Origin of the sequence: Pseudobutyrivibrio ruminis CF1b (assembly GCF_000424005.1) — a bacterium.
GTDB lineage: Bacteria > Bacillota > Clostridia > Lachnospirales > Lachnospiraceae > Pseudobutyrivibrio > Pseudobutyrivibrio ruminis_C.
Genome location: NZ_AUJB01000016.1, coordinates 83,717 through 109,957 on the forward strand (window position 1 = coordinate 83,717; position 26,241 = coordinate 109,957).

At 40.3% G+C, this 26,241-nt stretch carries 22 protein-coding genes; 21 read left to right on the forward strand and 1 reads right to left on the reverse strand.

Translation table 11 applies throughout. The features are described from left to right. Position 1 precedes the first annotated feature (1 nt). The 17 genes from G592_RS0113090 to G592_RS0113170 all read left to right on the forward strand — a co-directional run bounded on the left by G592_RS0113090 (position 2) and on the right by G592_RS0113170 (position 21,439). Positions 2 to 1,585, forward strand: a complete 1,584-nt coding sequence (locus G592_RS0113090) for a DUF5722 domain-containing protein (protein ID WP_028248213.1) — start codon at positions 2 to 4, stop codon at positions 1,583 to 1,585. A gap of 350 nt (positions 1,586 to 1,935) precedes the next feature. Continuing rightward, positions 1,936 to 2,640, forward strand: a complete 705-nt coding sequence (locus G592_RS17190) for a hypothetical protein (protein WP_051194927.1) — start codon at positions 1,936 to 1,938, stop codon at positions 2,638 to 2,640. A 644-nt stretch (positions 2,641 to 3,284) separates the two neighbouring features. Next, positions 3,285 to 4,295, forward strand: coding sequence for a LacI family DNA-binding transcriptional regulator (locus tag G592_RS0113100; protein WP_036952991.1), 1,011 nt, complete (start codon positions 3,285 to 3,287; stop codon positions 4,293 to 4,295). Positions 4,296 to 4,374: 79 nt separating this feature from the next. Then, a complete protein-coding gene (locus G592_RS0113105) occupies positions 4,375 to 5,685 on the forward strand; it encodes an ABC transporter substrate-binding protein (RefSeq protein ID WP_028248215.1) in 1,311 nt (436 codons plus the stop codon). Between the two features lie 190 nt (positions 5,686 to 5,875). Then, positions 5,876 to 6,727 carry a carbohydrate ABC transporter permease gene (locus G592_RS0113110; RefSeq protein ID WP_028248216.1) on the forward strand — a complete coding sequence of 284 codons (852 nt, stop codon included), beginning with the start codon at positions 5,876 to 5,878 and terminating at the stop codon, positions 6,725 to 6,727. Further along, positions 6,727 to 7,569 carry a carbohydrate ABC transporter permease gene (locus G592_RS0113115; RefSeq protein WP_028248217.1) on the forward strand — a complete coding sequence of 281 codons (843 nt, stop codon included), beginning with the start codon at positions 6,727 to 6,729 and terminating at the stop codon, positions 7,567 to 7,569. The genes G592_RS0113110 and G592_RS0113115 overlap by 1 nt, the downstream gene beginning before the upstream one ends. Positions 7,570 to 7,613: 44 nt before the next feature. Then, positions 7,614 to 9,128 (forward strand): 4-alpha-glucanotransferase, encoded by a 1,515-nt coding sequence (malQ, locus tag G592_RS0113120; RefSeq protein ID WP_028248218.1) that lies wholly within the window; start codon positions 7,614 to 7,616, stop codon positions 9,126 to 9,128. 71 nt (positions 9,129 to 9,199) lie between these two features. Continuing rightward, positions 9,200 to 10,366, forward strand: coding sequence for an FKBP-type peptidyl-prolyl cis-trans isomerase (locus tag G592_RS0113125; RefSeq protein ID WP_028248219.1), 1,167 nt, complete (start codon positions 9,200 to 9,202; stop codon positions 10,364 to 10,366). 96 nt (positions 10,367 to 10,462) lie between these two features. Further along, positions 10,463 to 10,606 carry a six-cysteine ranthipeptide SCIFF gene (gene scfA / locus G592_RS16585; protein WP_015548727.1) on the forward strand — a complete coding sequence of 48 codons (144 nt, stop codon included), beginning with the start codon at positions 10,463 to 10,465 and terminating at the stop codon, positions 10,604 to 10,606. A gap of 98 nt (positions 10,607 to 10,704) precedes the next feature. Continuing rightward, a complete protein-coding gene (gene scfB / locus G592_RS0113135; RefSeq protein WP_028248220.1) occupies positions 10,705 to 12,090 on the forward strand; it encodes a thioether cross-link-forming SCIFF peptide maturase in 1,386 nt (461 codons plus the stop codon). Between the two features lie 54 nt (positions 12,091 to 12,144). Further along, positions 12,145 to 14,430 carry a protein translocase subunit SecDF gene (locus tag G592_RS0113140; protein ID WP_036952997.1) on the forward strand — a complete coding sequence of 762 codons (2,286 nt, stop codon included), beginning with the start codon at positions 12,145 to 12,147 and terminating at the stop codon, positions 14,428 to 14,430. 22 nt (positions 14,431 to 14,452) lie between these two features. Next, positions 14,453 to 15,742 (forward strand): serine--tRNA ligase, encoded by a 1,290-nt coding sequence (gene serS / locus G592_RS0113145; protein WP_028248222.1) that lies wholly within the window; start codon positions 14,453 to 14,455, stop codon positions 15,740 to 15,742. A 100-nt stretch (positions 15,743 to 15,842) separates the two neighbouring features. Then, the gene (gene typA, locus G592_RS0113150) at positions 15,843 to 17,675 is read left to right on the forward strand and encodes a translational GTPase TypA (protein ID WP_028248223.1); all 1,833 of its coding nucleotides are present in this window, start codon (positions 15,843 to 15,845) and stop codon (positions 17,673 to 17,675) included. Positions 17,676 to 17,683: 8 nt separating this feature from the next. After that, entirely contained in the window at positions 17,684 to 18,163 is a 480-nt protein-coding gene (locus G592_RS0113155; protein ID WP_028248224.1) for a cob(I)yrinic acid a,c-diamide adenosyltransferase, read from the forward strand. Between the two features lie 104 nt (positions 18,164 to 18,267). Then, positions 18,268 to 19,029: a 4-hydroxy-tetrahydrodipicolinate reductase gene (gene dapB, locus G592_RS0113160; RefSeq protein WP_028248225.1), complete on the forward strand. Its 762-nt coding sequence runs from the start codon at positions 18,268 to 18,270 to the stop codon at positions 19,027 to 19,029. Positions 19,030 to 19,061: 32 nt separating this feature from the next. Beyond that, on the forward strand, positions 19,062 to 19,721 hold the full coding sequence (locus G592_RS0113165; protein ID WP_028248226.1) for an alpha/beta fold hydrolase: 660 nt from the start codon (positions 19,062 to 19,064) through the stop codon (positions 19,719 to 19,721). A 209-nt stretch (positions 19,722 to 19,930) separates the two neighbouring features. Then, positions 19,931 to 21,439 (forward strand): GGDEF domain-containing protein, encoded by a 1,509-nt coding sequence (locus G592_RS0113170; protein ID WP_196801848.1) that lies wholly within the window; start codon positions 19,931 to 19,933, stop codon positions 21,437 to 21,439. Here the strand turns inward: G592_RS0113170 and G592_RS0113175 are convergent. Next, the gene (locus G592_RS0113175) at positions 21,436 to 21,696 is read right to left on the reverse strand and encodes a hypothetical protein (protein WP_028248228.1); all 261 of its coding nucleotides are present in this window, start codon (positions 21,694 to 21,696) and stop codon (positions 21,436 to 21,438) included. The two genes, G592_RS0113170 and G592_RS0113175, sit on opposite strands and share 4 nt — an antisense overlap. A 125-nt stretch (positions 21,697 to 21,821) precedes the next feature. Here G592_RS0113175 and G592_RS0113180 point away from each other — a divergent pair, with 125 nt between their 5' ends. The 4 genes from G592_RS0113180 (at position 21,822) to G592_RS0113195 (ending at position 26,238) form a co-directional block, all read left to right on the forward strand. Then, the gene (locus G592_RS0113180) at positions 21,822 to 22,835 is read left to right on the forward strand and encodes a phosphatidylinositol-specific phospholipase C domain-containing protein (RefSeq protein ID WP_028248229.1); all 1,014 of its coding nucleotides are present in this window, start codon (positions 21,822 to 21,824) and stop codon (positions 22,833 to 22,835) included. Between the two features lie 19 nt (positions 22,836 to 22,854). Next, on the forward strand, positions 22,855 to 23,106 hold the full coding sequence (locus G592_RS16590) for a hypothetical protein (RefSeq protein WP_051194928.1): 252 nt from the start codon (positions 22,855 to 22,857) through the stop codon (positions 23,104 to 23,106). Between the two features lie 113 nt (positions 23,107 to 23,219). Beyond that, the gene (locus G592_RS0113190; protein ID WP_028248230.1) at positions 23,220 to 25,241 is read left to right on the forward strand and encodes a methyl-accepting chemotaxis protein; all 2,022 of its coding nucleotides are present in this window, start codon (positions 23,220 to 23,222) and stop codon (positions 25,239 to 25,241) included. Then, positions 25,231 to 26,238 carry a substrate-binding domain-containing protein gene (locus G592_RS0113195; RefSeq protein ID WP_028248231.1) on the forward strand — a complete coding sequence of 336 codons (1,008 nt, stop codon included), beginning with the start codon at positions 25,231 to 25,233 and terminating at the stop codon, positions 26,236 to 26,238. The genes G592_RS0113190 and G592_RS0113195 overlap by 11 nt, the downstream gene beginning before the upstream one ends. Positions 26,239 to 26,241: the final 3 nt, after the last annotated feature.

Below are 26,241 nucleotides of genomic sequence, written 5' to 3' on the forward strand. Positions count from 1 at the left end.
TATGAAAGTTTTCAAGAAGCTTACAAGTGTTTTAATGGTAGTGGCACTTGTTGTTACAGTTTTTGCTGGAGGGCCTGGTCTCACAGCAGAGGCAGCCAGTGGCGTAGCTATTGGCGGAGCAGTTATTGAAGGCGGCAATGTTGTAGTTGCAGCCTCAGGACAGACAGCATCTGATGATGGAATCTATCACCTTATTGCATCTGACCCAAATCAGGCAGGCAATGTAGGTATGGAGGTTGCTCAGGCTCCAGTTGCCGCAGCAGCAAATTTCACATTCCCATTAAATAAGAATTCAGCAGCTTCTGTTTTATATAAGAAGTTTACAGTTTGCGTTATGAAGGGCGGAGCTCTTACAGCTGCTTCAAACAGCATGTATATCACCAACCCAGAGGCTTGCGGTTCTCGAGCTGTTCCTAGAATGGACAATGGTAAGAAGGGTATCCTTACAGATGCCAGCATGGACAACCTTGGTATGCGTACACTTGCAGACCTTGGTGTAAAGCAGGCAACAGTATCCCTTCCACTTTCAAAGATTTCAGGTGGCTCAGGTGTGCCTTATGTTTACAACGGAAAGACATACAACTTTGACACACGTTACATTACAGCTTTTGATAATTACCTTGGACGTCTTAATTCGCAGGGTGTTCAGGTTACAATGATTCTTCTTGTAGACCAGGCTTCACAGGGTGAATTCATCAGCCCATATGCTTTAAATGGTCTTGGTAAGCACAACTATTATGGTCTCAATGCTACATCAACTGAAGGTATTGAGTTGCTTGCAGCAGCAGGTTCATTCATCGCTCAGAGATGGCTCACACGTTCATATTTTAGTATGAATGCCAGAGTAGATAATTTCATTATTGGTAACGAGGTTAATGCATGGAATGAGTGGAACTACATGAGCTGCGGTGGAAATCTTCCAGTATATGCTCAGGAGTACGCTAATGCATTCCGCGTTCTCTACAATGCGATTAAGTCAGAAAATGCAAATGCCAACGTATATATTTGTACAGACCATCACTGGGCTCTCAACGAGAAAACAGTTCATGGTGCAAAGGCATTTATTACCCAGTTCAACAACTGTATCAGAGCTCAGGGAAATATCGACTGGAGACTTGCTTTCCACGCATACAATTATCCACTGACATCTGCAACACCTTGGGTGCCAACAGCCAACATTCAGCGTAATCAGGGTACAAGATTTGTATCTGTATATAATATAGATGTGGTAACAGATTTCCTTAGCCAGCCAGAGTTGCTTTCACCTTCCGGCGCAGTACGTACAGTGAAACTTTCAGAGCAGGGCTACACCTCTTCACAGGGGGAAGAAGTCCAATGCGCAGCTATTACATATGCGATGCTTGTTGTAAATAACAACAGTCACATCGATGGCTTCATTCTTTCCCGCGAGAAGGATGATCCAGTCATCGAGGTTCCACAGGGCCTCGCATTTGGACTTATGCGCTATGGCAACACTCACAAGCCATCTTATGATTACTACAAACACGCTGCAGAGCCAGAATACGTGGCACAGGCAAGCGCAATGGTAGGAGTAGATTTAAATACTCTCATTGCACCTAGATAATATTTTCATATAAATATTGATTTTATTGGGGCTCCACATATTTGGGGCTCCTTTTTTGATGTGGAAGTTAGGTTTTTTGAATAATAAGAGTCGAGATGAAAACATTATAAAATGCGCAAAGATAAATTATTGATTTGGTAAAAATAACTTTTTCTTGATTTCATCCAGAAGAGATGCTATTGTAGTTAAGTCTTTTTTTCGTATGCATATATTTCTTTTGTGGTTCACACAAATATTTCCACTTTTTACACCAAACAAAATATAGAGTTAGGAGGTACAGAAGTATCGATATTTATATAGAAAATCAATTACAGCATATAGATTCCAGACTTTTACAAATAGAAGAAGAATTGTCCAGATTCCCTGAGGGTGAGCTGAAAGTATATAAAAATAATGGATCCTTTAGATGGTATCTAATTCAGGAATCTAAATATATATACATACCAAAGAAAAATAGGAAGCTTGCAGAAAAGTACGCAAAAAAGCAGATGATAACTCTTGAAAGAGAAGCTTTATTAGAAAAGAAATACTATATAGAAAATGCGGTTTCTGAGTTTTCAAATGCTGAATCAAAGTTGAAATGGTTTGTGGAGGATCCTGGGTATTTCGAACTTTTACCTAATAACATCGGCAATGTAAGAAGCATAGAAGAATGGCGCAATGAAAAATATAACACCAATCCTAATTATCCGGAGAAATTAAAATATTGCTGCCCAGATGGTAAATATGTCCGTTCTAAATCAGAAGTATTCATATCTATGGCACTAAGTCATGCGGGGATACCTTATCGATATGAAGCTGAGCTTATTATTGGAGAAAATAAATTTTATCCAGATTTCACAATCCTAAATCCTCATACTAAATCCATCCTATATTGGGAGCACTTAGGCAGGATGGATGATGTGGACTACGCAAGAGGAGTGTACATGAAATTGAAAGTCCTTTATCAGAATGGTTTGATTCCAGGAAAAAACCTATTCCTTTCATTTGAGACACAGGATAATCCTTTTTCCTATGCTGAGGCGGAGGCTATTATAGCTACGATGAAGTTGTGATGCAAGAAATCCAGAGACATCTGGATCTCTTTTTATGGTTGAAATTCATTTATCAAAACGACGGTGGTTAAGGTTTGATTTCTCGTTGGGCTCTGATAAAAATGTATAGTTTTGCCGGCCTGTAAATGATATTTATCAGAAACACAGCTGGGAAGCATTGGTTTCTCATTGGCCATTGATAAAAATAAGGTGCAAGGCTATAGAATTTATTGGGATTTATCAATAGACGATGAAGATATGCGGAGTGGAGAATGGGAAATTGATAAATAAGAGGTGCAAGCGAGAAAGGCAGCAAGATTTTATCAGAAGCTAACGAAAGTATAGGTTTTCTAGGGTATTTTATGATAAAAGGTCATGACTAGGCATGGATTGACGGCAATATATTGTAATAAAAGATCAGGCGGCGCTAGCCCTAGACACAAAAAGGATATAAAAATCACTTAAAAGAATTATTTTGTAAAATGTGCACGACAACTGTGGATTAAATTTGTTATAAAAAGCGAAATGTTTATAGCCTATTGACTGTGACAGGTCAGTAGGCTATGATTTTATCATGAACTGGAAACGTTCCCAGAACCGTTTCCAAAATAACATGGATTAGGCCCCATGTAAAAAAGCATTTATATGCAATGGAAGGAAAACAAATGACAATCAAAGACATAGCTAAGCTGGCAGGGGTCAGCGTTAGCACGGTTTCACGTGTCCTTAACGATCACCCAGATGTCAGTGAGACAGCAAAGGAAAAGGTCCTTGCTGTAGTAGACGAATACAATTACATACCTAATACCAGTGCGAGAGATTTGGGAAAATCATCTTCAGACAACATTGGACTGGTGGTAAGAGGTATTTCTAATCCATTCTATACAATGATTATTACTGAGATTGCCGACAAGATTGAGAAGGCTGGATACACAATGGTGATGCAGCAGATTGGCACCTCAGATGATGAAATCCTGGCAGCAGCCAGAATGGAAAGGGATAAGAGGCTTCTTGGTCTTATCTTCCTTGGAGGAAGACTTAACTACACTAAGGAGCAGGTTTCAGCTATAAATGTGCCATTTGTTTGCTGTACATTTAACAACCAGTACGGAACACTTGATAAATCAGATTATTCGAGTGTTTGTATAGATGATAATCAGGCTGCATATGAAGCAGTTGAGTATCTTTTTAAAGAGGGGCACAGAAGAATTGCAGTTCTTCTTTCAGGTCCAGATGATGGCTCAGTCAGCCAGGTGAGATTCGCCGGCTACGAGCGAGCACTTAATGATTTTGGGATAGAACTTGATGAGAATCTCATCATTCCTATAAATAGTTACAACATCGCTGATGCCTATGAGGGCATGAAAGCATGGTTAAAACAGAATAACGACTTTTCGGCAGTATTTGCCATCTCGGATAATATGGCTATGGGCGCTATGAAAGCCCTTAGAGAGGCTGGAAAATCAATACCGGGTGATGTAGCAGTAATTGCAATCGATGGTATTGAGGCTTCTGAGTATATGAATCCGGTTTTGAGCACTCTCTGTCAGCCTATGAAAGAAATGGGTGATGAGGCAGTGAAGCTTGTGGTAGATATTATTAAAGGTAAAAAGAATCACAAGCACATCTTACTGTCCACCACGTTACGAGAAGGTGAGTCCTTCCGAGAAGTTTAAAAATTGGTTTTAACATTCCTATCGAATATAGGGATGAGAAACATAAAATTTTAAACTTCAAAAAAGGAGAGTGTAAGAAATGAAGAGAAAGAGAGTATTGGCACTGGGGTTAATCGCAATGATGGCAGCTGCTACATTCGCAGGCTGTGGTTCAAGCGCTTCAGGAGATTCAGCAGGGGATTCTGCATCAACTGATGGAGCAAGTGGAAAGGTTTACTACCTTAACTTCAAGCCAGAGGCAGATGAGGCTTGGCAGGAGATTGCTAAGCAGTACACAGAGGAGACAGGCGTTCCTGTAACTGTTATCACAGCAGCTTCTGGTACATATGAGGAGACACTTTCATCTGAAATCGTAAAGGATGAGGCTCCTACATTATTCCAGGTTAATGGCCCTGTAGGTCTTGCAAACTGGGCAGATTATTGCTATGACCTTAAGGATTCATCACTTTACAATGAGCTTACAAGCGATTCATTCGCACTTTACAATGATGATGCAGTTGCTGGTATTGCATACGTTATCGAGTCTTACGGTATCATCACAAACACAAAGCTTCTTGAGCAGGCTGGTTACACACTTGAGGATATTCAGAGCTTTGATGATTTAAAGAAAGTTGCAGAGGATATTACAGCTCGCAAGGATGAGCTTGGATTCGCAGCATTTACATCAGCAGGTATGGATGGTTCTTCTGACTGGAGATTCAAGACACACCTTGCAAACCTTCCAATTTACTTCGAATATCAGGATAAGGGCATCGATTCTACAGACGCTATCGAGGGCAAGTACCTTGATAACTACAAGGCAATTTGGGATCTCTACATCAATAACGCTACATGCAAGCCAGCTGACCTTGCTGGAAAGACAGGCGATGATGCTGAGAACGAATTCGCTGACAGACAGGCTGTATTTTATCAGAATGGTTCTTGGGAGTATGCAAACCTTACAGATAAGGGCATGACAGATGATGAGCTCGCTATGATCCCTATCTATGTTGGTGCTGGCGATGAGAAGAATCAGGGTCTTTGCACAGGTACAGAGAACTTCTGGTGTGTAAACTCAGAGGCTTCTGAGGAAGATATTCAGGCAACAATTGATTTCCTTACATGGATGGTAACATCTGATGCAGGTACAAAGATGCTTTCTGAGCAGATTGGTGTTATTCCTTTCAAGAAGGCAGCAGATACAACAAACCTTTTCGTTCTTAATGATAGAGCATACACAGAGGCAGGCAAGACTCCAGTTTCTTGGAACTTTACAACAATGCCATCTGAAGAGTGGAAGAACGGTGTAGGTTCAGCTCTTACAGCTTATGCAGCTGGTACAGGTTCATGGGACGATGTTGTTACAGCATTCGTTGATGGTTGGGCTTCAGAGTACGCTGCAAGTCACTAATTTTATATTGATGTAAACTGCCTGAATTAACCATTCTCAAAGGGCAGTTCACATAGAAGAGTTTTTCTTCCCAATTCGTGGTTCTTGCTACGGCATAAAACGCGGATAACTAACATTGGAGGGCGAGGCCTAACGCCCTCCATAATTTTGGAAAGTTTCACTGCAAATAATACACAAAAAAGGAATAATTATGGAAAAAGCAATAAGAAAGTACTGGCCGATTTTTGTGTTGCCAACATTGGCTGCATTCTCGGTTGGATTTATTTATCCCTTTGTTCAGGGCTTATATTTATCATTTTGTAAATTTACTACTATAAAGAAGTCTACATTCATTGGATTTGGAAATTATGCGTATGCCATTACAGATGCTGATTTCTGGCATTCATTTTGGTTCACAGCGCTTTTTACTGTGGTATCCACAGTACTTATAAATGTAATAGCTTTTGCTATTGCCCTTGCACTTACAAATAAGATTAAAGGTTCAAATTTCTTCAGAACAGTATTCTTCATGCCAAACCTTATCGGAGGAATCGTTCTTGGATACATTTGGCAGATTCTTATCAACTGCGTGCTTTCACTTTTGGAAAAGCCACTTCTTGCACTTAATGCTACATACGGATTCATAGGTTTGACAATACTTATGTGCTGGCAGCAGATTGGTTATATGATGATTATTTACATCGCTGGTCTTCAGTCTATTCCAGATGATTATATCGAGGCAGCGAAGATTGATGGTGCTACAACAGGACAGATTCTTTTCAAGATTAAGATTCCAAACGTAATGCCTTCAATTACAATTTGTTCATTCCTGACAATCACAAACGGCTTCAAGCTCTTTGATCAGAACCTTGCATTAACAGGCGGTGAGCCAGCTCACGCATCAGAGATGCTTGCCCTTAACATATACAACACCTTCTACAGCCGTACAGGCCCACAGTGGAAGGGATATGGTCAGGCAAAAGCAGTTATTTTCTGTATTATGGTAATACTTATCTCCATGATTCAGCTTAAGATTACTAAATCAAAGGAGGTACAGCAGTAATGAAAGCAAAAGAACAGGTTGCACGTCTTATCGTGTTTATAGTATTGTGTCTTCTGGCTGTTTGCTGGATTTATCCAGTATTTATGATTTTGATTAACTCACTTAAGGGTGATGCTTTTATCAGCACTAACAGTGTATTTACACTTCCAGATGCAAAGAGCTTTGTAGGCTTCAGCAATTACACAGATGCTCTTTCATCAAAGGGATTTGCAGCAGCATTTGGATACAGCTTGGTTATCACGGTATCATCTGCGGTTTTGATTTTAATTTGTACATCAATGTGTGCCTGGTACATCACCAGAGTTCACGGAATTCTCTCAAAGGTATGCTATGCTTTATTTGTATTTTCAATGGTAGTTCCTTTCCAGATGCTGATGTTCACACTTGCATCTACAGCTGACAGAATGGACCTTGATACACCATATAATATTTGCATTATTTACCTTGGATTTGGCGCAGGTCTTGCGGTGTTCATGTTCACAGGATTTATGAAGTCAATTCCACTTGAGATTGAAGAGGCAGCTATGATTGACGGCTGCAATCCAATCCAGACATTTTTCCAGATCGTGCTTCCAATTTTGAAGCCAACACTTATTTCAGTAGCTATCTTAGAGACAATGTGGCTTTGGAACGATTACCTTTTGCCATACCTTGTTCTCGACAGAAAGAAATATATGACAATCCCAATCCTTATCCAGTACTTCCGTGGAAGCTATGGACATGTAGAGATGGGACCAATGATGGCATGTATTATGATGACAGTATTACCAATCATAATTATGTATATATGCTTACAGAAATACATTATTAAAGGTGTAATCGCAGGTGCGGTTAAGGGCTAAGCCTGCCTTCCCGCTAGCCTTATAATATTTAAAGGAGATTAAATATGAAAAGAAGTAGTGGAATTTTGCTCCCTATATCTTCATTACCTTCACCTTATGGAATAGGTACCTTTGGAAAAGCCGCATATGATTTTGCGGACTTTCTGAAGGCTGCCGGCCAGAAATACTGGCAGGTACTTCCTTTAGGTCCAACTAGTTACGGAGACAGCCCATATCAGAGCTTTTCTACCTTTGCCGGAAACCCCTATTTCATTGATCTTGATATGCTTATTGAAGAAGGCCTTCTGACCAAGAAAGAGGTCGAGGCTGAAAACTGGGGAACCAACCCACGTTATGTGGATTATGGTCAGATTTATGAAAGTCGTTTCAAGATCCTTGAAAAGGCAAAGGAGAGAGGATATAAAGATGCTCTCGGTGAGATTTTTCATTTCAGAAAGAAAAACCCATGGGTTGAAAATTACGGGCTTTTCATGGCAATTAAGAAGCATTTTGGTCAGCTTAGCTGGCAGGAATGGCCAGAGGAGGACATTCGTCTTCATGAGGCAAAGGCTGTTGAAAAGTACACTAAGAAGCTTGAGGATGATATTGAATTCTTCGTATATATTCAGTATCTGTTCTTTAAGCAGTGGGCTAAGCTTAAGACTTATATTAACAGTCTTGGCATTGAGGTAATTGGAGATCTTCCTATATATGTTGCACTGGATTCATGTGATGTCTGGGCTGAGCCAGAATTCTTCAGTCTGAATGAAGACAATTATCCAGTAGAGGTGGCTGGTGTGCCACCAGATTATTTCAGCGAAGACGGTCAGCTTTGGGGGAATCCATGCTACGACTGGAAGGCTTTGAAAAATGATGGTTATAAATGGTGGATTCGAAGAATTGACGGAGCTGCAAAGCTTTATGACGTTCTCAGAATTGATCATTTCAGAGGTTTTGATGAGTACTGGGCTGTTCCTGCAAAGGACAAGACAGCTAAGAATGGTAAATGGAAGAAGGGACCAGGAATGGATCTTGTTGGACTTCTTTCAAAGACATTCCCAAGTATCGAGTTTATTGCTGAAGATTTAGGTGAGCCTTCACCTACAGTTGTAAAGCTTCTTCAGGATAGTGGATGGCCAGGAATGAAGGTTCTTGAATTCGCTTTTGATTCAGGTGAACCAAACAACTATCAGCCTCACACTTATGATAAAAATTGTATCTGCTACACAGGAACCCATGACAATGCAACTATCATGGGCTGGTATGAAGAGGCAGATAAGAAGGACAAGGAATATGCCAGCAAGTACCTTGGTATTTCAAAGGCTGAGGGATTTAACTGGGGCATGATTCGCGGCGGAATGAGCTCAGTTTCAGTTTTATTTGTAGCTCAGATGCAGGATTTCCTTGGACTTGGCAAATATAATCGAATCAACGTGCCAGGCACAGAAAGTGGTAACTGGCAGTGGCGACTTCTTGCTAAGGAGATGGCTCCTGAATTGGCTAAGAAGATATTCGATATGTCGGTTATGTACGACAGAACTAAAAAAACCCCTAAAGCTAAGAAAAAGGCTCGCAAGTAAGCGAGCTTTTTCTTTGCCTAAAAATTGAATATGTGGTAAACTAATTCAGACTTTTGAGGAGGAATTTACAAATGAAAAATAGATTTTTGGTACTGATTTTAGTGGGCGCTTTAGCTTTTTCTTTTACAGCCTGCGGCAGCAAGGAAGAGGAGAAAGCTGATACAAAGACAGAGCAGTCGGCAGATAAGAAGTCTGATGTAAAACCTATTGAATATGATGTAGACGAGTTCGTTACATTAGGCGATTACAAAGGACTTGATATCACTCTTGACGGTGAGTACGAGTACACAGACAAGGGCTTTGATGAGTATGTATCAAAGACTATCTCTGAGGCAGCTATCTATGTAGAGGACAGCAGCGCAAAGGAAATCGCAGAGGATTCTATCGTAAATGTCGACTATGTTGGTTCACAGGACGGCGTAGCTTTTGACGGCGGTTCTGCAGAGGATCAGCTTATTGATATTGGAAACAACAGCTCTGCTACAGGCGGCGGATATATCTCAGGATTTACATCTGGCCTTGTAGGACACAAGGTAGGCGAGGAAGTAGCTTACGAGGTTACATTCCCACAGGATTATGGCAATGCAGATCTAGCTGGACAGACAGTTATCTTCACATTCCAGGTTAATTACATTGCAAAGGCCATCGATTCAAAGGAGGCTCTTACAGATGAAATCGTATCTGATAAGTTTGGTTACGACACTGTAGATGCTTACATGGATGCACTTAAGGAACAATACACAGCAAGCCTTGAGAACAATCTTAAGAGCGACAAGCAGACAGCTGTTTTAAACGCAGTTTTAAATAATAGCAAGGTATCAAAGGTACCTGAGGATCTTCTTCAGGCCAGAGTAGATATGTACCTTAGTGTTTATGACAAGCAGTATCAGTCATATGGCACTACTGCAAAGGAATACTTTGAGTCAATGGGACAGGATTACGATGCTTATGTTGAAAGCATGAAGACAAGCATTCAGGAGTCTACAGAGACAGAGCTTATCCTTGAGGCTATTGCAAAGGCTGAGGGCATTGAGATTGACGAGGCAGGATACAAGGAGTTCATTCAGGGAGTTCTTTCATCATCAGGCACATCTGATGAGACAAGCTTCTATGAAGTATATGATGTAGACGGCTACACAGGCGAGAGATATTTCCGTCAGGCCTACCTTACACAGAAGGCACTTGATTTCTGCATCGACAATGCAAATTACACAGGAGCACCTGCTGAGGCAGAATAAGGAAAATACTTTATATTTTGGCCGATTTATAGTATAATCAATTAATCTTAGGGTTACTGTGAGTAGTAGCTGTTTAAAGAAAAGGAGATATTCATTATGGAACACATCAAAACATTAAATACTGCAAGATTACAGAACACTGTTAAGGAAGGCGGATGTGGCGAGTGCCAGACATCATGCCAGTCAGCTTGCAAGACTTCTTGTACAGTTGGAAACCAGAGCTGTGAGCACTCTAAGTAATTGCTCATATTTAATGAAGTAATATTTAACGCAGACCGGTCCTCATCCCACGGGATGGGGAACGGTCTATTGTGCGTTTATGAAAGGACATTTTTTTAGTGATTCACCAGTTTAAAAACAACGGTTACAACATTGTTATTGATATCAATAGCGGTGCCATCCACGTAGTAGATGAGATCACATACGATTTCCTTGGTCTCTGGCAGGAGCAGGGAAAGGATGCAGCACTTGATCAGATGAAGAAAAGCCATCCAGAGGTTTCAGAGGCAGAGCTTTCAGAGATTCAGTCTGAGATTGAACAGCTTATCGCCGATGGAGCATTATTTACAGAAGACAACTACGAGCCAAGGATTGCTGATTTTACAGCACGTCCTACAGTTGTAAAGGCTCTTTGCTTACATATAACACACGATTGCAATCTTGCCTGCAAGTATTGCTTCGCAGAAGAGGGAGAATATCACACAGGAAAGCGCGAGCTTATGACCTACGAGGTTGGTAAGCAGGCACTTGATTTCCTCGTTGCAAATTCTGGCAGCAGAAGAAACCTTGAAGTAGATTTCTTCGGCGGCGAGCCACTTATGAACTGGCAGGTAGTTAAGGATTTAGTTGCCTACGGTCGCTCAATCGAAAAAGAGCACAACAAAAACTTTAGATTTACACTCACCACAAACGGTGTGTTATTAAATGATGAGATTCAGGAATTCGCTAATAAGGAGATGGCTAACGTAGTTCTTAGCTGCGACGGTCGTCCAGAGATTCACGATCTCATGCGTCCATTCAAAAAGGGAGCAGGCAGCTACGATATCGTAATGCCAAAATTCAAGAAGCTTGCTGATTCACGTAATCAGGACAGATATTATATTCGCGGTACTTTCACACGTAACAATCTTGATTTCTCTAAGGATGTTATTCATCTCGCAAATGAAGGCTTCAAGCAGATTTCCGTTGAGCCAGTAGTTGCACAGGAGACAGATGATTATGCTCTTCGTGAGGAGGATTTACCAAAGCTCTTCGAAGAGTACGATTCACTTTGTGCTGAGATGATGCGTCGTCAGGGTACAGACGAAGATTTCAACTTCTTCCACTTCATGATTGATTTAGAGGGCGGTCCTTGTGTTTACAAGCGTCTCTCAGGTTGTGGTTCTGGTACAGAGTACATGGCAGTTACACCTACTGGTGAGCTTTATCCATGTCACCAGTTCGTTGGGAATACTGATTTCTGTCTCGGTGATGTATTTAGCGGGGTTAAGAACAAAGAAGTTGTAAATCAGTTCAAGCACTGCAATGTTTATGCAAAAGAAGAATGCAAGAATTGCTTTGCAAGATTCTACTGCAGCGGCGGATGTGCAGCAAATGCATTTAACTTCACAGGAAGCATCCTTGGAAATTACCACGTAGGATGTGAGCTTCAGAAGAAGCGTGTTGAGTGTGCTATTGCATTAAAGGTGCACAATGCAGAGATTAACGAAACAAAAGAGGCATAAACCACCTCTTTAGACTGCTCAGCAGTTATAAATTACAAGATAGGAGAATAAATAATGAAACGTTTAAAAAAAGGACAGGGGATTGCCTGGCTCGTTGCATTTGTAGTTATTCTTGGCTTACTTGGCTACTATGCATTCACAGTTATTACAGGCACAATTAAAGAAAATGATGACAGCCTAAAGCTTGGTCTCGACCTTGATGGTGGTGTCAGCATTACATACGAAGCAGTTGGAGACAAGCCTACAGATGAGCAGATGGCAGACACAATTCTTAAGCTTCAGCAGCGTATTGAAAATGACCTTGGCGAGGAGAGCTCAACAACAGAGGCAAATGTTTATCGCGTAGGCGATGACAGAATCACAGTTGAGATTCCTGGCGTTTCAGATGCAAACGCATTATTGGAGGAGTTAGGTACTCCTGGTACACTTTATTTCATCGCTCAGAAGGATAACGATGGAAATGAGAACTACACATACGGCACAGACGAAAATGGTCAGGCTGGCTATGTTCTCAACTACGATATCCAGACACTTATTGATAATGGTTCAGTAATCTGTACAGGTAAAGAAGTTACAGCAGCTCAGGGAAGAGCCGAGCAGGACAAGACAACAAGCGCTACAAAGTATGTTGTAACACTTCAGTTCAACGACGAAGGAACAAAGGCATTCGGCGACGCTACTACAGTAGCAGCTCTTGCAGGCGAGACAATTGGTATCTACTATGATGGCCAGTTCGTTTCAGTTCCAAAGGTAAACGAAGCAATCACAACAGGTAACTGTGAAATTTCTGGTATGTCTTCTATGGAAGAAGCTGACAAGCTTGCTTCATACATCCGTATCGGTGGTCTTGATATTGAGCTTCAGGAGTTAGAGTCACAGGTTGTAGGTGCTCAGCTTGGTGCTGATGCTCTTAGAACATCACTTATCGCAGCAGGTGTTGGTCTTGGTCTCGTAATGATCTTCCTTATCATTATGTACCTTGTACCTGGTGTTACAGCTTCACTTGCACTTGCACTTTACACAGCAATGCTTATCAGCATTCTTAAGGCATTTGATATTACACTTACACTTCCAGGTATCGCAGGTATGATTCTTTCAATCGGTATGGCGGTTGATGCTAACGTTATCGTATTTGCTCGTATCCGTGAAGAAATCAAGAATGGTCGCCCAGTAGTTTCATCTATTGAGTCAGGTTTCTCAAAGGCGCTTTCAGCCATCCTTGATGGTAACATCACAACACTTATCGCAGCAGCAGTACTTGGTATCCTTGGTTCAGGTTCTGTAAAGGGATTCGCAATCACTCTTGCACTCGGTGTTGTTTTATCAATGTTCACAGCACTTGTTATTACAAGAATTATTATTAACTCTTTCTATGCACTTGGTATTCGTGATGCTAAGTTCTATGGAAAGGCTAAGGAGCCTTCAAAGTTCGACTTCGTTGGCAAGAAGGCAATCTTCATTACAATTTCAGTTGTAATTATCGCAGCTGGATTTATCACAATGGGAGCTTGCAAGGCTAAGACAGGTACAGGTCTTAACTACTCACTTGAGTTCCTTGGTGGTACATCTACAACAGTTGATTTCAATGAGACATATTCACTTGCAGATTTAGATGCAAAGGTAGTACCTGTAATCGCTGAGACAATCGGTGTTAGCGAGGGAAGCATCCAGACTACAACAGTAGATGGAAGCAATCAGGCAATCTTCAAGACAAGAAACCTTACTCTTGAAGAGAGAGAGTCTTTAAATGAGATGTTCGAGAGCCAGTTCCAGGTTAAGGAAACATCTATCACACAGCAGACAATCGGTTCTACAATCTCAGGCGAGATGCGTAGCCAGTCTACAATTGCCGTACTTGTTGCAGTACTCTGCATGCTTGTATATATCTGGTTCAGATTCAAGGACATCAGATTTGCTTCTTCAGCAATCATCGCCCTTGTACATGACGTACTTATCGTACTTGCACTTTATGCATTCGCCAGAATTTCAGTAGGCGCTGCATTCATCGCATGTATGCTTACAGTTATCGGTTACTCAGTCAACGATACAATCGTCGTATTCGACCGTATCCGTGAAAACCATAAGGCAATCAGAACAGAAAATGCTGAGACACTTAAGGCACTTTGTAATGACTCACTTGCTCAGACACTTTCACGTTCTATTTCAACATCAATCACAACAGCAATCATGGTACTTATGCTCCTCATCCTTGGTGTATCATCAATCAGAGAGTTCGCATTACCACTTCTTGCTGGTGTAATTGCTGGTACATATTCATCAATCTTTATTGCAACACAGCTTTGGTACATCTTTAAGCTTAAGTTTGCTTCAAAGAATTAAGATTAGAAGTAGGAGAATAAACATGATAGACATTAAGTTTTTACGTGAGAATCCAGACGCAGTTAAGGAAAACATTAAGAAAAAGTTTCAGGAGCATAAGCTTGGCCTCGTAGATGAGGTTATCGAGCTTGATGACAAGAGACGTGCTGCTCAGCAGGAAGCTGACGACCTCCGTGCTCAGATGAATAAGGCATCAAAGGAAATTGGTGCTCTTATGGGTCAGGGCAAGAAGGATGAGGCTGAGAAGGCTAAGGCTGAGGTAGCAGAGCTCAAGCAGAAGATTAAGGACTTAGAGCCAGTTGAGAAGGAGCTTGCTGATAAGGTTGAGGAAATCATGATGAAGATTCCTAACATTATCGACCCTAGCGTTCCAATTGGTCCTGATGATTCCTGCAACGTAGAAATCGAAAAGTTCGGCGAGCCAGTTGTTCCTGATTTCGAGATTCCTTATCACACAGATATCATGGAGAGATTCAATGGTATCGATTTGGATGCTGCTGGTAAGGTCGCTGGTAACGGCTTCTACTACCTTATGGGAGACATCGCTCGTCTTCACTCAGCAGTTATTTCATACGCTCGTGATTTCATGATCGACAGAGGATTTACATATTGCATCCCACCTTTCATGATTCGTTCAAACGTAGTAACTGGTGTTATGTCATTCGAAGAAATGGATGCCATGATGTACAAGATTGAAGGTGAGGACCTTTACCTCATCGGTACATCAGAGCACTCTATGATTGGTAAGTTCATTGATACACTCAATGATGAAGCTAATCTTCCATACACACTTACAAGCTACAGCCCTTGCTTCAGAAAGGAAAAGGGCGCACACGGTATTGAAGAGCGTGGTGTATATCGTATCCACCAGTTCGAAAAGCAGGAGATGATTGTTGTATGTAAGCCAGAGGATTCAAAGAAGTACTACGATATCCTTTGGAACAACACAGTTGATTTATTCCGCAGCTTAGATATTCCTGTTCGTACACTTGAGTGCTGTTCAGGAGATTTAGCAGATCTTAAGGTTAAGTCTTGTGACGTAGAGGCTTGGTCACCACGTCAGAAGAAATACTTCGAGGTTGGTAGCTGCTCTAACCTTGGCGATGCTCAGGCACGTCGTCTTAAGATTCGTGTTAAGGATGAGAACGGAAACAAGTACTTTGCTCACACACTTAACAACACAGTAGTTGCTCCACCACGTATGCTTATCGCATTCTTGGAGAACAACTTACGTGCAGATGGCTCAGTTGCTATACCAGAAGCACTTCGTCCATACATGGGTGGAAAGACTGAGTTGACACCTTTGAAATAACGTTTTATAATCAAGCAGTTCTCGTTTTGAGAACTGCTTGATATTTAGGGGTAGGTTTTTACAATGTAGTTTATTGTAAGAATTAAGAAAAGAGAATTATATGTCAATTCAGAGTAGAGAAGATATTAGAAACATTGCCATCATCGCACACGTAGATCATGGTAAGACTACACTTGTAGATGAGCTTTTAAAGCAGTCAGGTGTATTTAGAGAGAATCAGGAAGTTGCAGAGCGTGTCATGGACTCAAATGATATTGAGCGTGAGCGTGGTATCACTATCCTTTCAAAGAACACTGCAGTATATTACAAGGACACAAAGATTAACATCATTGATACACCAGGTCATGCTGACTTCGGTGGTGAGGTTGAGCGTGTACTTAAGATGGTAAACGGTGTTGTACTTGTAGTAGATGCTTTCGAAGGCGCAATGCCACAGACCAAGTTCGTTCTTATGAAGGCACTTGATCTTGATTTACCAGTTATTGTATGTATTAACAAAATCGATAGACCAGAGGCTCGTCCAGACGAAGTTATCGATGAGGTTCTTGAGCTTTTCATGGATCTTGATGCGTCAGATGAGCAGCTTGACTGCCCATTCATTTATGCTTCAGCTAAGGAAGGTTTTGCTATCAGAGACCTTAACGAAGAGCATAAGGATATGACAGCTCTCTTCGAGACTATCATTGATTACATCCCAGCACCAAAGGGTGACCCAGAGGCACCTACACAGGTACTTATCTCTACAATCGATTACAACGAGTACGTTGGACGTATCGGTATTGGTAAGGTAGAGAATGGTTCTATCAAGGTTAACCAGGATGCTATCGTTGTTAATGCACACGACGAGACAAAGAATAATAAGGTTCGTATTTCAAAGCTTTTTGAGTACGACGGTCTTAATAAAGTAGATGTTACAGAAGCTCAGATTGGTTCTATCGTTGCGATTTCTGGTATTTCAGATATCCACATTGGAGATACAATCTGTGCAGTAGATGCTCCAAATCCAATTCCTTTCCAGAAGATTTCTGAGCCTACTATTTCAATGAACTTCATTGTAAATGATAGCCCACTTGCTGGTCAGGAAGGTAAGTTCGTTACTTCACGCCACATCCGTGAGCGTCTTATGAAGGAGCTTAACACTGATGTATCACTTCGTGTAGAGGATACAGATTCACCAGATTCACTTAAGGTTTCTGGACGTGGTGAGCTTCACCTTTCAGTACTTATCGAGAACATGCGTCGTGAAGGTTTTGAGTTTGCTGTATCAAAGGCAGAGGTTCTTTACAAGGAAGACGAAAAGGGCCATAAGCTCGAGCCAATGGAGCGCGCTTATGTAGATGTTCCTGATGAGTTTACAGGAGCTGTTATCGAGAAGCTTTCTCAGAGAAAGGGTGAGCTTCAGAATATGACACCTATCGCAGGTGGATACACTCGTATTGAGTTTAAGATTCCTTCACGTGGTCTTATTGGATATCGTGGAGAATTCATGACAGATACTAAGGGAAATGGTATAATCAATACAATTTTCGACGGCTATGAGCTTTACAAGGGTGACATTGCTTATCGTAAGCTTGGTTCACTTATCGCATTTGAGACTGGTGAGTCAGTTACATATGGACTTTTCTCAGCTCAGGATCGTGGTACACTTTTCATCGGACCAGGCGAAAAGGTTTATTCTGGTATGGTTATTGGTCAGTGTTCTCGTGCAGAGGATGTTGAACTTAATGTATGTAAGAAGAAGCACCTTACAAATACTCGTTCATCTTCAGCTGATGAAGCACTTACACTTGTACCACCAAGAGTACTTAGCCTTGAGCAGGCACTTGATTTCATCGATGTAGATGAGCTTTTAGAGGTTACACCAGAATCTCTTCGTATCAGAAAGAGAATTCTTGATCCTACACTTAGAAAGAGAGCTAGCTTTAAGAAATAAGGAGACTTATGGAAAAAGGAATTGTTCAAGTATATTACGGAACTGGACAGGGAAAGTCAGCTGCAGCCTTAGGACAGGCTATTCGTAATGCCTCGCAGGGACGCACCACTACTATTATTCAGTTCCTTAAATCTGAGACAAATACTGAGTACTTAAGTAAGCTTGAGCCTGAAATTAAGCTTTTTAGATTTGAGCGCTCAAAAGAGAGTTTCGCTGAGTTAACAGATGAACAAAAGCAGGAAGAGATTTTGAATATTCAAAATGGTCTTAACTATGCTAAGAAGGTTCTCGGTACAGGCGAAAGCGATCTGGTTATTCTTGATGAGATTCTTGGCGTTGTTGATGAAGGCATCGTTCCAGAGCAGGATATTTTATGCGCTTTGGAGGGACGTTCATATTCAACTAATGTCATTTTGACAGGATTAAATATTACAAGAGGAATATTTGAAATTGCTGACAGTGTTTTAAATTTAAAACCTGAGAAGTAATTCCATAGAACTGCCATGGGCTTTTTGGGCTTCTATGGCAGTTCTGTTTATATATGACCAAATAGGACAGTTGGCAAAAGCAGTAGAAAGAGAGAGGTAGAATAATGACAAAAGTAGTAATGCACGGATGCAACGGACACATGGGAAGAGTTATCACAGATATTTGCAAAAATGATTCTGAGGTAACTATTGTTGCAGGAGTAGATAAATTTAAGGGTATCGACAATGAGTATCCAGTATTTGATTCACTTGCAGAGGTTGATGTGGACTACGATGTTGTAATTGATTTTTCTACAGCAGCAGCTGTTGATGATATGCTTGATGTTTGCGAGAAGAATGGGAAGCCAGTTGTCCTTTGCACTACAGGACTTGATGACAAGATGCTTGCACACGTTGATTCTGCATGTAAAAAGGTAGCGATTCTCCGCTCTGCAAACATGTCATTGGGTATAAATACACTATTTGATTTATGTAAGAAAGCTACTCAGATTTTTGCTGACGCAGGTTTTGATATCGAAATCGTGGAGAAGCATCACAATCAGAAACTTGATGCTCCTAGTGGAACAGCACTTGCACTTGCAGATGCATGTAATGATGCTTTAGACGAGAAGTACGAGTATTGCTATGGTAGAGCAGACAGACGTGAGAAGAGACCTAAGAATGAAATCGGTATTTCAGCAGTTCGTGGTGGAAATATCGTAGGTGAACACGAGGTTATCTTTGCAGGACTTGATGAGGTTATCACAATCAAGCATACTGCTTATTCAAAGAGCGTATTTGGTAAGGGGGCTGTAGAGGCAGCTAAGTTCCTTGCTGGTAAGCCAGCAGGACTCTATGATATGAAGAAAGTTATCGAAAATAAATAGCCTTCTCCCTAGGGGGGATGGATGAGGTGTATATGTATATTCAGTTAAACTCACAGATAATATGCTATGAAAGAACCGGGGAACAGGGAACCCCGGTTATTCTCATACATGGAAATAGCGAAGACCACCATATCTTTGATCCATTGGTAGAGCCTCTCAGCAGAGACCATGTAGTTTATGCCATGGATTCAAGAGGCCACGGTGAGAGCGCCACACCAAAGGAATATCATTATGGCGATATGGCAAAGGATGTCATTAATCTGATTAAGGCATTAGATATTGAAAAGCCATATCTTCTTGGATATTCTGACGGAGGTATTATTGCCCTTTTGGTGGCTATGGAGGCTAGTGAATTACTTTCTGGAATTATCTGCTGCGGAGCAAACCTTACTCCAGCAGGATTACATCACAGGGATATCAGGGAAATGAAAAGGTATTACAAGAAAACCAACGACCCTAAAACTTTGATGATGTTACAGGAACCAGATATCAGTCCAGAGGATTTGAAAAAGATTGCTGTTCCAGCTATGATTTTTGCCGGAGAGAAGGATTGTGTAAGACAGAAGGAATCCGAAAAGATAGCTTCTAGCATCCCTAATTCAGTGTTAAAAATACTCTCAGGGGAAACTCATAGTAGCTATATTGTACAAAAAGATACTTTATACCCACATATAGAAAGTTTTATTAGATAATTTTGATAGTTGCCATTATACCAATAGGAATGTATAATGTTATAAAATGTGAATGAAATGTGAAATCTATTCAGAAATATAATGTTACGTGAAAAAGTTTTCAATTGGTAATGACGATGAATCAGAATAAGTTAATTTTTAATTTTCAAAAACGTTTAAATAATCTGATGCTTATACTGTGCGCATGTGCACTTGTTATAGGCTTCTTAGTGACGAACGAGAAATCAGAGAGTGATACTCCTACCATCAAGATTGAGCCATATCAGGTGGCAAGATTAGAAGATGGTTCAAAGGAGTACTTCTTTGATTTGTCTTCTTTTGATAGCCATTATTCCGGCTTCATGTTTTACACATCTCATCAGTTTGTAAAAGCTTATAATTCTGGACGAGAGATTTATTCATTTACCAAAACAGGAGGCATCTTAGGTTCTACACCAGGTTCAGCTTACAATTTTATATCAGTAAATGAAAAGATGCTTAATGTGGCTATTATCATTAAGCCAGTATATGAATGTGTCCAGGATCAGGTTCCTACATTTTATGTGGGAAATGCATACCAGATGTATGATAATTTGCTCAGAAATTCTTTGCCAAAGTTCTGTGCAAGTTTATTAATTGTGATATTTAGTTTTATCATTTTGATTTACTATGCATTTATGAACAAGAGACTTAACTTGGGCAGAGAGTTAGTTCATTTGGCGTATTTTGCATTATTCATTGGAACATGGACATTGAACGAGACAGACGTATCAGTGCTTCTTTTTAATAACAAAATCTTTGACTCTGTAATTCCATATTTATGTTTAATGATGGTTATTGCACCATTTGTACTGTTCTTTGATGGTTATTTGGGAATCAATGGAAAGATAGTTAAGAGAATTATAGTCATAGCATCTATGGTCGAGTTTGTCGTATTTACTGCGCTTCATTTATTGAAGATTTTAGAATATAGAGAGACTCTTGTTTACATGCAGATTTTAATTCTTGTTGCAGCTATATATGTTGTCTCAGCGATTGCTATTCAGCTTTATCATAGAGATTTTTCTCGTCAGACAAAAATATGTGCTACCGGAGTATTACTATTTACTATCTCGATTATCATTGACGTAAGAAATTATTACAGTGAGGTTGGTGACTCAGATAAAATGGGTCGCTATATGTTCCTTATTTTTGTAAGTCTTCTTGCGTGGGATTTGATTAAGGGAACTAACGAGATTATTGAGAAGGGCCGCCATGTTAAGCAGCTTGAAATTTTCGCCCTTACGGATACAATGACTGGTCTCTACAATAGAAATGCTTTTGAAAGTCATGTAGAGGCAGAAAAGAAGCTTGATGGAATTATTGCTGTAGTTGCTGATGCTAATGGACTTAAGGCTTGTAATGATACATACGGTCATGAAGCTGGAGATGAGTACATCACACTTGTTGCAGAGATTTTCAATAGTGTATTTGGAAGATATGGAACCTGCTACCGTACAGGTGGAGATGAGTTCTGTTGTATTATTCCTGCCAATAAGGCAGTTAACATGGAGCGTTTGAAGAAGCTCTTTATGACAAAGATTTACACAGCAAATCACGAAGGCGGCTATCAGTATAAGATTGGTGTAGCCATCGGAACTGCAATGTTTGATGAAAAGCTCGATGAGGATTTCCGCGCACTTGTAAAGCGCGCAGACGCATCGATGTATGAAAATAAAAAAGCTTGTAAATCCTGCTAGATATCCAAAGAATTCATCCAGTCGACCAGTTCCTGCAAGCCATCTTCGGTGAAGGCAGCGAGCTTCGACTGCTTTGATTCTTCAGGAGTGTTTTCTGAACTGAATGGGCCAGGCCAGATGGTGGCCTTGAACATATCCTCCTCAGAATCCTCTTCACGGAATCTTTCAATTTTATAACATTTATTCTTATCGCTCCCTGTAAATGAGGGAGCTTTTTTATAATATCCAAGTGATAAGAGTCTTCCTCTGTCTATCATTATTTTTCCTCCGAAAATCAATATAATTCTATTCAATAGTACCGATTTTGAAAGACTTTGTCACTAAAGAATGGTAATATATTTATATAGAATATGTTAAGGCCTAATTAACGGGGGACATGCTTATGGATAAAGGAAGGCTTTTCAGAATAATTTGTGGAGTGATGATTGCAATCATAGTAGGAATTCTTGTTATTCTGTTCGTCAGTGATGATGATACAGAGTCGGAATTCACCATTGATATGTCAAAGGATTACTCTGATACCGCCAACTGGATGGAGAAGCTTTCTGACGATGTTTACATTTCGCAGATTACTATTCCAGGTGCTCACAACAGTGCTTCACAGAATGTAGCACTGGGTTATGTTATGAGATGCCAGGATACATCCATAGCTCAGCAGCTTGAGAATGGTTACAGATATCTGGATTTCAGAGTTGCCATCGAGGAGACTGAGGATGGGGATAAATTAAAGCTGGTTCATGACTTTGCCAGCTGCCACATCGACGGAAATCTTTTCTCAGACTTTCTGTATTTTGATGATGCTGTTGCTGACGTTTACAAATTCCTTCAGAAGCATTCCACAGAGACAGTCATTATCAATATCAAGATTGAGGATGAAGATTATTCTACAGCCGACATCCAGAAGCTTTTGTTAGAGCAGGTAAAGTCTAATAAGGATTACTGGTATACAGAAAACGAGATTCCTACATTGGGCGAGGCCAGAGGCAGAATTGTCCTTGGCACCAGATTTAATGATGAGGTTGCATCAGATATTACTGGTCTGAACATGATATGGGACGAGCAGGACAACAGAGTACCAGCGGACATTCCTTACGAGCTCTATGTTAATTCAGGTTACAGATTCTGGGTTCAGGACAGATATAAATACACAGTTGAGGATAAATATGAAGCTGTAGTGGATGGTTTGGAAAACTGCGAAGCTGACGAGACTACCATGTTTTTGAATTTCGTCAGCACAGCCGGAGATGGCAAGGTTGGCCATCCAAAGGGCTACGCCAAAGCTTTGAATACTCTGCTTATGGAATATGAGCTAAAATCAGAGACCAGCTATGGTGTTATCATTGTAGATTTTGGTACAGCTGATTTGGCAAGACATATTTATTATTCGAATTTTTAAGTTAGGAGCAATATAGATTATGGAAAGAAATTATGATGAAGAAGAAATCAATCCAATACTTTTAGATTTTTTGGATACAGACGATTTTGAGGAGAAATACAAAATTTTGGTAGCTACACCTATTATGGATTTTGACAATCTTCTCATTGATAATATGGCTTCATCAATAGATGTAGTTGTGGAAGATGGAGATATCGAATCCAGAGTTCAGGATCTAAAAAATTGTGTTCGAACTCGATCAAAATACGAGACATTACGATTTAGACGTTAATGTTAAATATGTATGAAAATTTGGCGAAAAACAACAAATAATGTGGCTGTGGTATTAAAATGATTTTAGTGTAGTGTGTAAGGGATACATTTTTCTTAGTTAAGGAGAATACCATGGCCAATACAAAATCTTCAGAAAAGCACGCAAAAATAAAGAATAAGCTGATTGCGTTATTGATGCCAGTAGTATTGCTTCAGGTGATACTACTGGTTGTTATTTCTGGTTATATTTCCAGCCAGAGTCTGAAAAAAATGGCAACAGCTCAGCTTGATTCTTCTATTTCAAATCAGGGAGATAATATCGAATCCTGGTTACAGAAAAATCTCGAGAATTTCTCAACAGCCAAGCAGGTTATTGAGACTCAGAAGCCTGACGATGAGGCTCTGCAGTCTCTTTTGGATGCATTCTATGGCTACAACACCTATTGTACTGACGGATTTTATATTGCCAGCGAATCAGGTAAATTCATGAAGGCTAGTGAATCCTCTAAAACTGTTTCAAATCCAAAGGATGAGGAATGGTATAAGCAGGGTATTACTCGTGTGCGCCTGAATTATGGTGGGGCTTATAAAAATGCAAATGGTGATTCCGTTATAAGTGCATCAGGTATTCTTAATGATGGAAGCGACGAACTTAAAGTTTTTGCAGCTGATGTTACACTAGACCAAATTAGTATTATCGTTAATTCTGGTGTAAAAATGGATCAGGCAACATCTTTCCTTATTGATTCTTTTGATGGCACTATATTGGCTCACAGAGATGCCTCTAGAATATTCACAGTTCTTGGTGAAGATGATTCAGATAAGCTTATGGCAGGTATAGCAAAGAAATTTGCTGAACGTGATTATACAACCACCGAAATAGAAGGTTATCAGGTGGCATTCAGAAATATTGCTGGAACTGAATGGTATCTTGTTTCCTATATTAGCAATAGTGTAATTTTACAGGACGTAAATAAATTGATACAGCTTTTGGCAATAATTGGTGTAGTAGCAATTATCCTTATAGTTATTCTTATTAATGTACTTGTAAGTAGAGTTATTGCACCTATTGGAAATATTACAAAGCATATTTCTGATATGTCTGCTGGTGATTTTACAATTAAGGTTAAACAGGAGAGCAATGATGAAATCGGACTTATGGGCCGGAAGGTAAGTGAGTTTGTAGAGTCGATGCGAGGAATGCTATCTGAGATTAATAATGAGTCTGAAAGACTGAAAGAACAATCCGATAACTCAGATAGAGTTTCAAAGGATATGTTTGATGCATCTCGTTCACAGGCGGATGCTATGCAGAATCTGAATGCTACAGTAGATCAGCTCGCAATAGCAGTTAATGAAATTGCTGAAAATGCAACAACTCTTGCTATGGTAGTGGCAGACACAAGAGATAATTCAAATGAGGCTAATGTCAGCATGAAAGAGACTGTAGAGATAAGTAAGAAAGGTAAGGCTGACATGGAACAGCTTTCAGCTGCCATGGAAGAAATCAAGAGCAGTAATGATCAGCTGGTAGAATCAATCAATGAGGTTGGAAAGGTTTCTGAGGAAATCACAAAGATTGTCAGCTTGATTAAAGATATTGCAGATGAAACAAATCTACTTTCACTTAATGCTTCCATTGAAGCGGCAAGAGCTGGTGAGGCAGGAAAGGGATTTGCAGTTGTTGCAACAGAAATTGGAAAACTTGCTCAGAATTCAGCTTCCAGTGCAGAGAATATTTCGAACCTTATCAATGAGGTTAGTAGAGCAATAGATAGTGTTGTAGAGCAGGCTCAGTCAAGTGCGGAGGAAATTGAGCAAAACTCAGAGAGAATCGGTACAGCGCTTGAAACCTTTGATAAGATTTATCTTAACATAGAAAAATCTAATGAATTGATTGAATTGATGCTTGATAATATTCAGAAGGTTGATGATGTAGCAAACAATGTTGCTGCAATATCTGAGGAGCAGGCAGCTAGTGCTGATGAGATTCTTGAAACATCACAGAATATGGTTGAACAGGCCAATAGCATTAGTCAGAGCAGTCAGGATGTAGCAGACAATTCTCACGAGTTGGCAAATACATCTCAGAAGCTTACGGATTATGTTCAGAAATTCAAGATTGATGAGGAGGTAAGTGATTATGAAGGTTAGCAGAAAATGTAGAAACCTTACGGTACTTCTTCTTACAATTATAATGTCCTTAGGATTGGTTTTGACAGGCTGTGGAAGCTCTGGAGGTTCTAGTAGCTCTGGAGGTTCTGGAGGACTCAAGGCTTTCTACTCAGGGCCTCCATCTGATACTTTTAAGCAGATGCTGATGGATAAGCTTGCAGAATATGCCCCTAGTGAAGGTATAGATCTTACAATTGGGGAGGCTTGCGCTTCTACAAATGATCAGGTGGAGCAGATTAAAAAAGCGGTAGCGGATGGATATGATGCTATCATTTGCTTGCCTGTTGATAGAGCAACAGCATTGCAGCTTGAAATTGCAGCTGGTGATAAACCAATTATTTACGTTAATGCTTGTCCTGATGAGCAGTTCCTAAAGCCAAATAAATATATGGCTGTTAGTAGCTACGAGATGAATGCCGGTGAATATCAGGCTGAGTATGTTTACAATAAACTGGGCAAGCCAAGCTCAATGAACATTATTATTTTCCGTGGAGAGGCAACTCATAATGCAGCAGTAGCCCGTTCAGTATCAGTAAAGAACTGGTTGAGAAGCCAAGGGGTTGCAGTTAATGTCGTTTTTGATGATACTGCGAATTGGAATCCTGATCAGGCAAAGGATTTGTTCCGTATTTTCCAGAAAACGAATCAAAGCTTTGATGCAATTTTCTGTAATAATGATGATATGGCACTTGGTGCCGTAGAAGCTCTAAAAGAAGCTGGTTATGACTTGGATAAATATCCTGTAGTAGGTGTAGATGCAACTGTTGCAGGATGCGAATCTATTGCAAAGGGCGAGATGCAGTTTACAGTTTATCAGTCAGCAGATGGCCAAGCTCAAAAGGCTATTCAGTTAACAAAGGCATTGGCAAGCGGTGGCACAGCAGATGGAATAGAGGGATTATCAGAAGATGGATATTACATTTGGGTTCCATTTGAAAGAGTAGATGCCAGCAATGTGAAGGACTACATGAAATAAAGA

Coding starts and splice junctions, on each gene's coding strand:
- G592_RS0113090 (WP_028248213.1), top strand. CDS start 2: ATGAAAGTTTTCAAGAAGCTTACAAGTGTTTTAATGGTAGTGGCACTT.
- G592_RS0113100 (WP_036952991.1), top strand. CDS start 3,285: ATGACAATCAAAGACATAGCTAAGCTGGCAGGGGTCAGCGTTAGCACG.
- G592_RS0113105 (WP_028248215.1), top strand. CDS start 4,375: ATGAAGAGAAAGAGAGTATTGGCACTGGGGTTAATCGCAATGATGGCA.
- G592_RS0113110 (WP_028248216.1), top strand. CDS start 5,876: ATGGAAAAAGCAATAAGAAAGTACTGGCCGATTTTTGTGTTGCCAACA.
- G592_RS0113115 (WP_028248217.1), top strand. CDS start 6,727: ATGAAAGCAAAAGAACAGGTTGCACGTCTTATCGTGTTTATAGTATTG.
- malQ (WP_028248218.1), top strand. CDS start 7,614: ATGAAAAGAAGTAGTGGAATTTTGCTCCCTATATCTTCATTACCTTCA.
- G592_RS0113125 (WP_028248219.1), top strand. CDS start 9,200: ATGAAAAATAGATTTTTGGTACTGATTTTAGTGGGCGCTTTAGCTTTT.
- scfA (WP_015548727.1), top strand. CDS start 10,463: ATGGAACACATCAAAACATTAAATACTGCAAGATTACAGAACACTGTT.
- G592_RS0113140 (WP_036952997.1), top strand. CDS start 12,145: ATGAAACGTTTAAAAAAAGGACAGGGGATTGCCTGGCTCGTTGCATTT.
- serS (WP_028248222.1), top strand. CDS start 14,453: ATGATAGACATTAAGTTTTTACGTGAGAATCCAGACGCAGTTAAGGAA.
- typA (WP_028248223.1), top strand. CDS start 15,843: ATGTCAATTCAGAGTAGAGAAGATATTAGAAACATTGCCATCATCGCA.
- G592_RS0113155 (WP_028248224.1), top strand. CDS start 17,684: ATGGAAAAAGGAATTGTTCAAGTATATTACGGAACTGGACAGGGAAAG.
- dapB (WP_028248225.1), top strand. CDS start 18,268: ATGACAAAAGTAGTAATGCACGGATGCAACGGACACATGGGAAGAGTT.
- G592_RS0113165 (WP_028248226.1), top strand. CDS start 19,062: ATGTATATTCAGTTAAACTCACAGATAATATGCTATGAAAGAACCGGG.
- G592_RS0113175 (WP_028248228.1), bottom strand. CDS start 21,696: ATGATAGACAGAGGAAGACTCTTATCACTTGGATATTATAAAAAAGCT.
- G592_RS0113180 (WP_028248229.1), top strand. CDS start 21,822: ATGGATAAAGGAAGGCTTTTCAGAATAATTTGTGGAGTGATGATTGCA.
- G592_RS16590 (WP_051194928.1), top strand. CDS start 22,855: ATGGAAAGAAATTATGATGAAGAAGAAATCAATCCAATACTTTTAGAT.
- G592_RS0113190 (WP_028248230.1), top strand. CDS start 23,220: ATGGCCAATACAAAATCTTCAGAAAAGCACGCAAAAATAAAGAATAAG.
- G592_RS0113195 (WP_028248231.1), top strand. CDS start 25,231: ATGAAGGTTAGCAGAAAATGTAGAAACCTTACGGTACTTCTTCTTACA.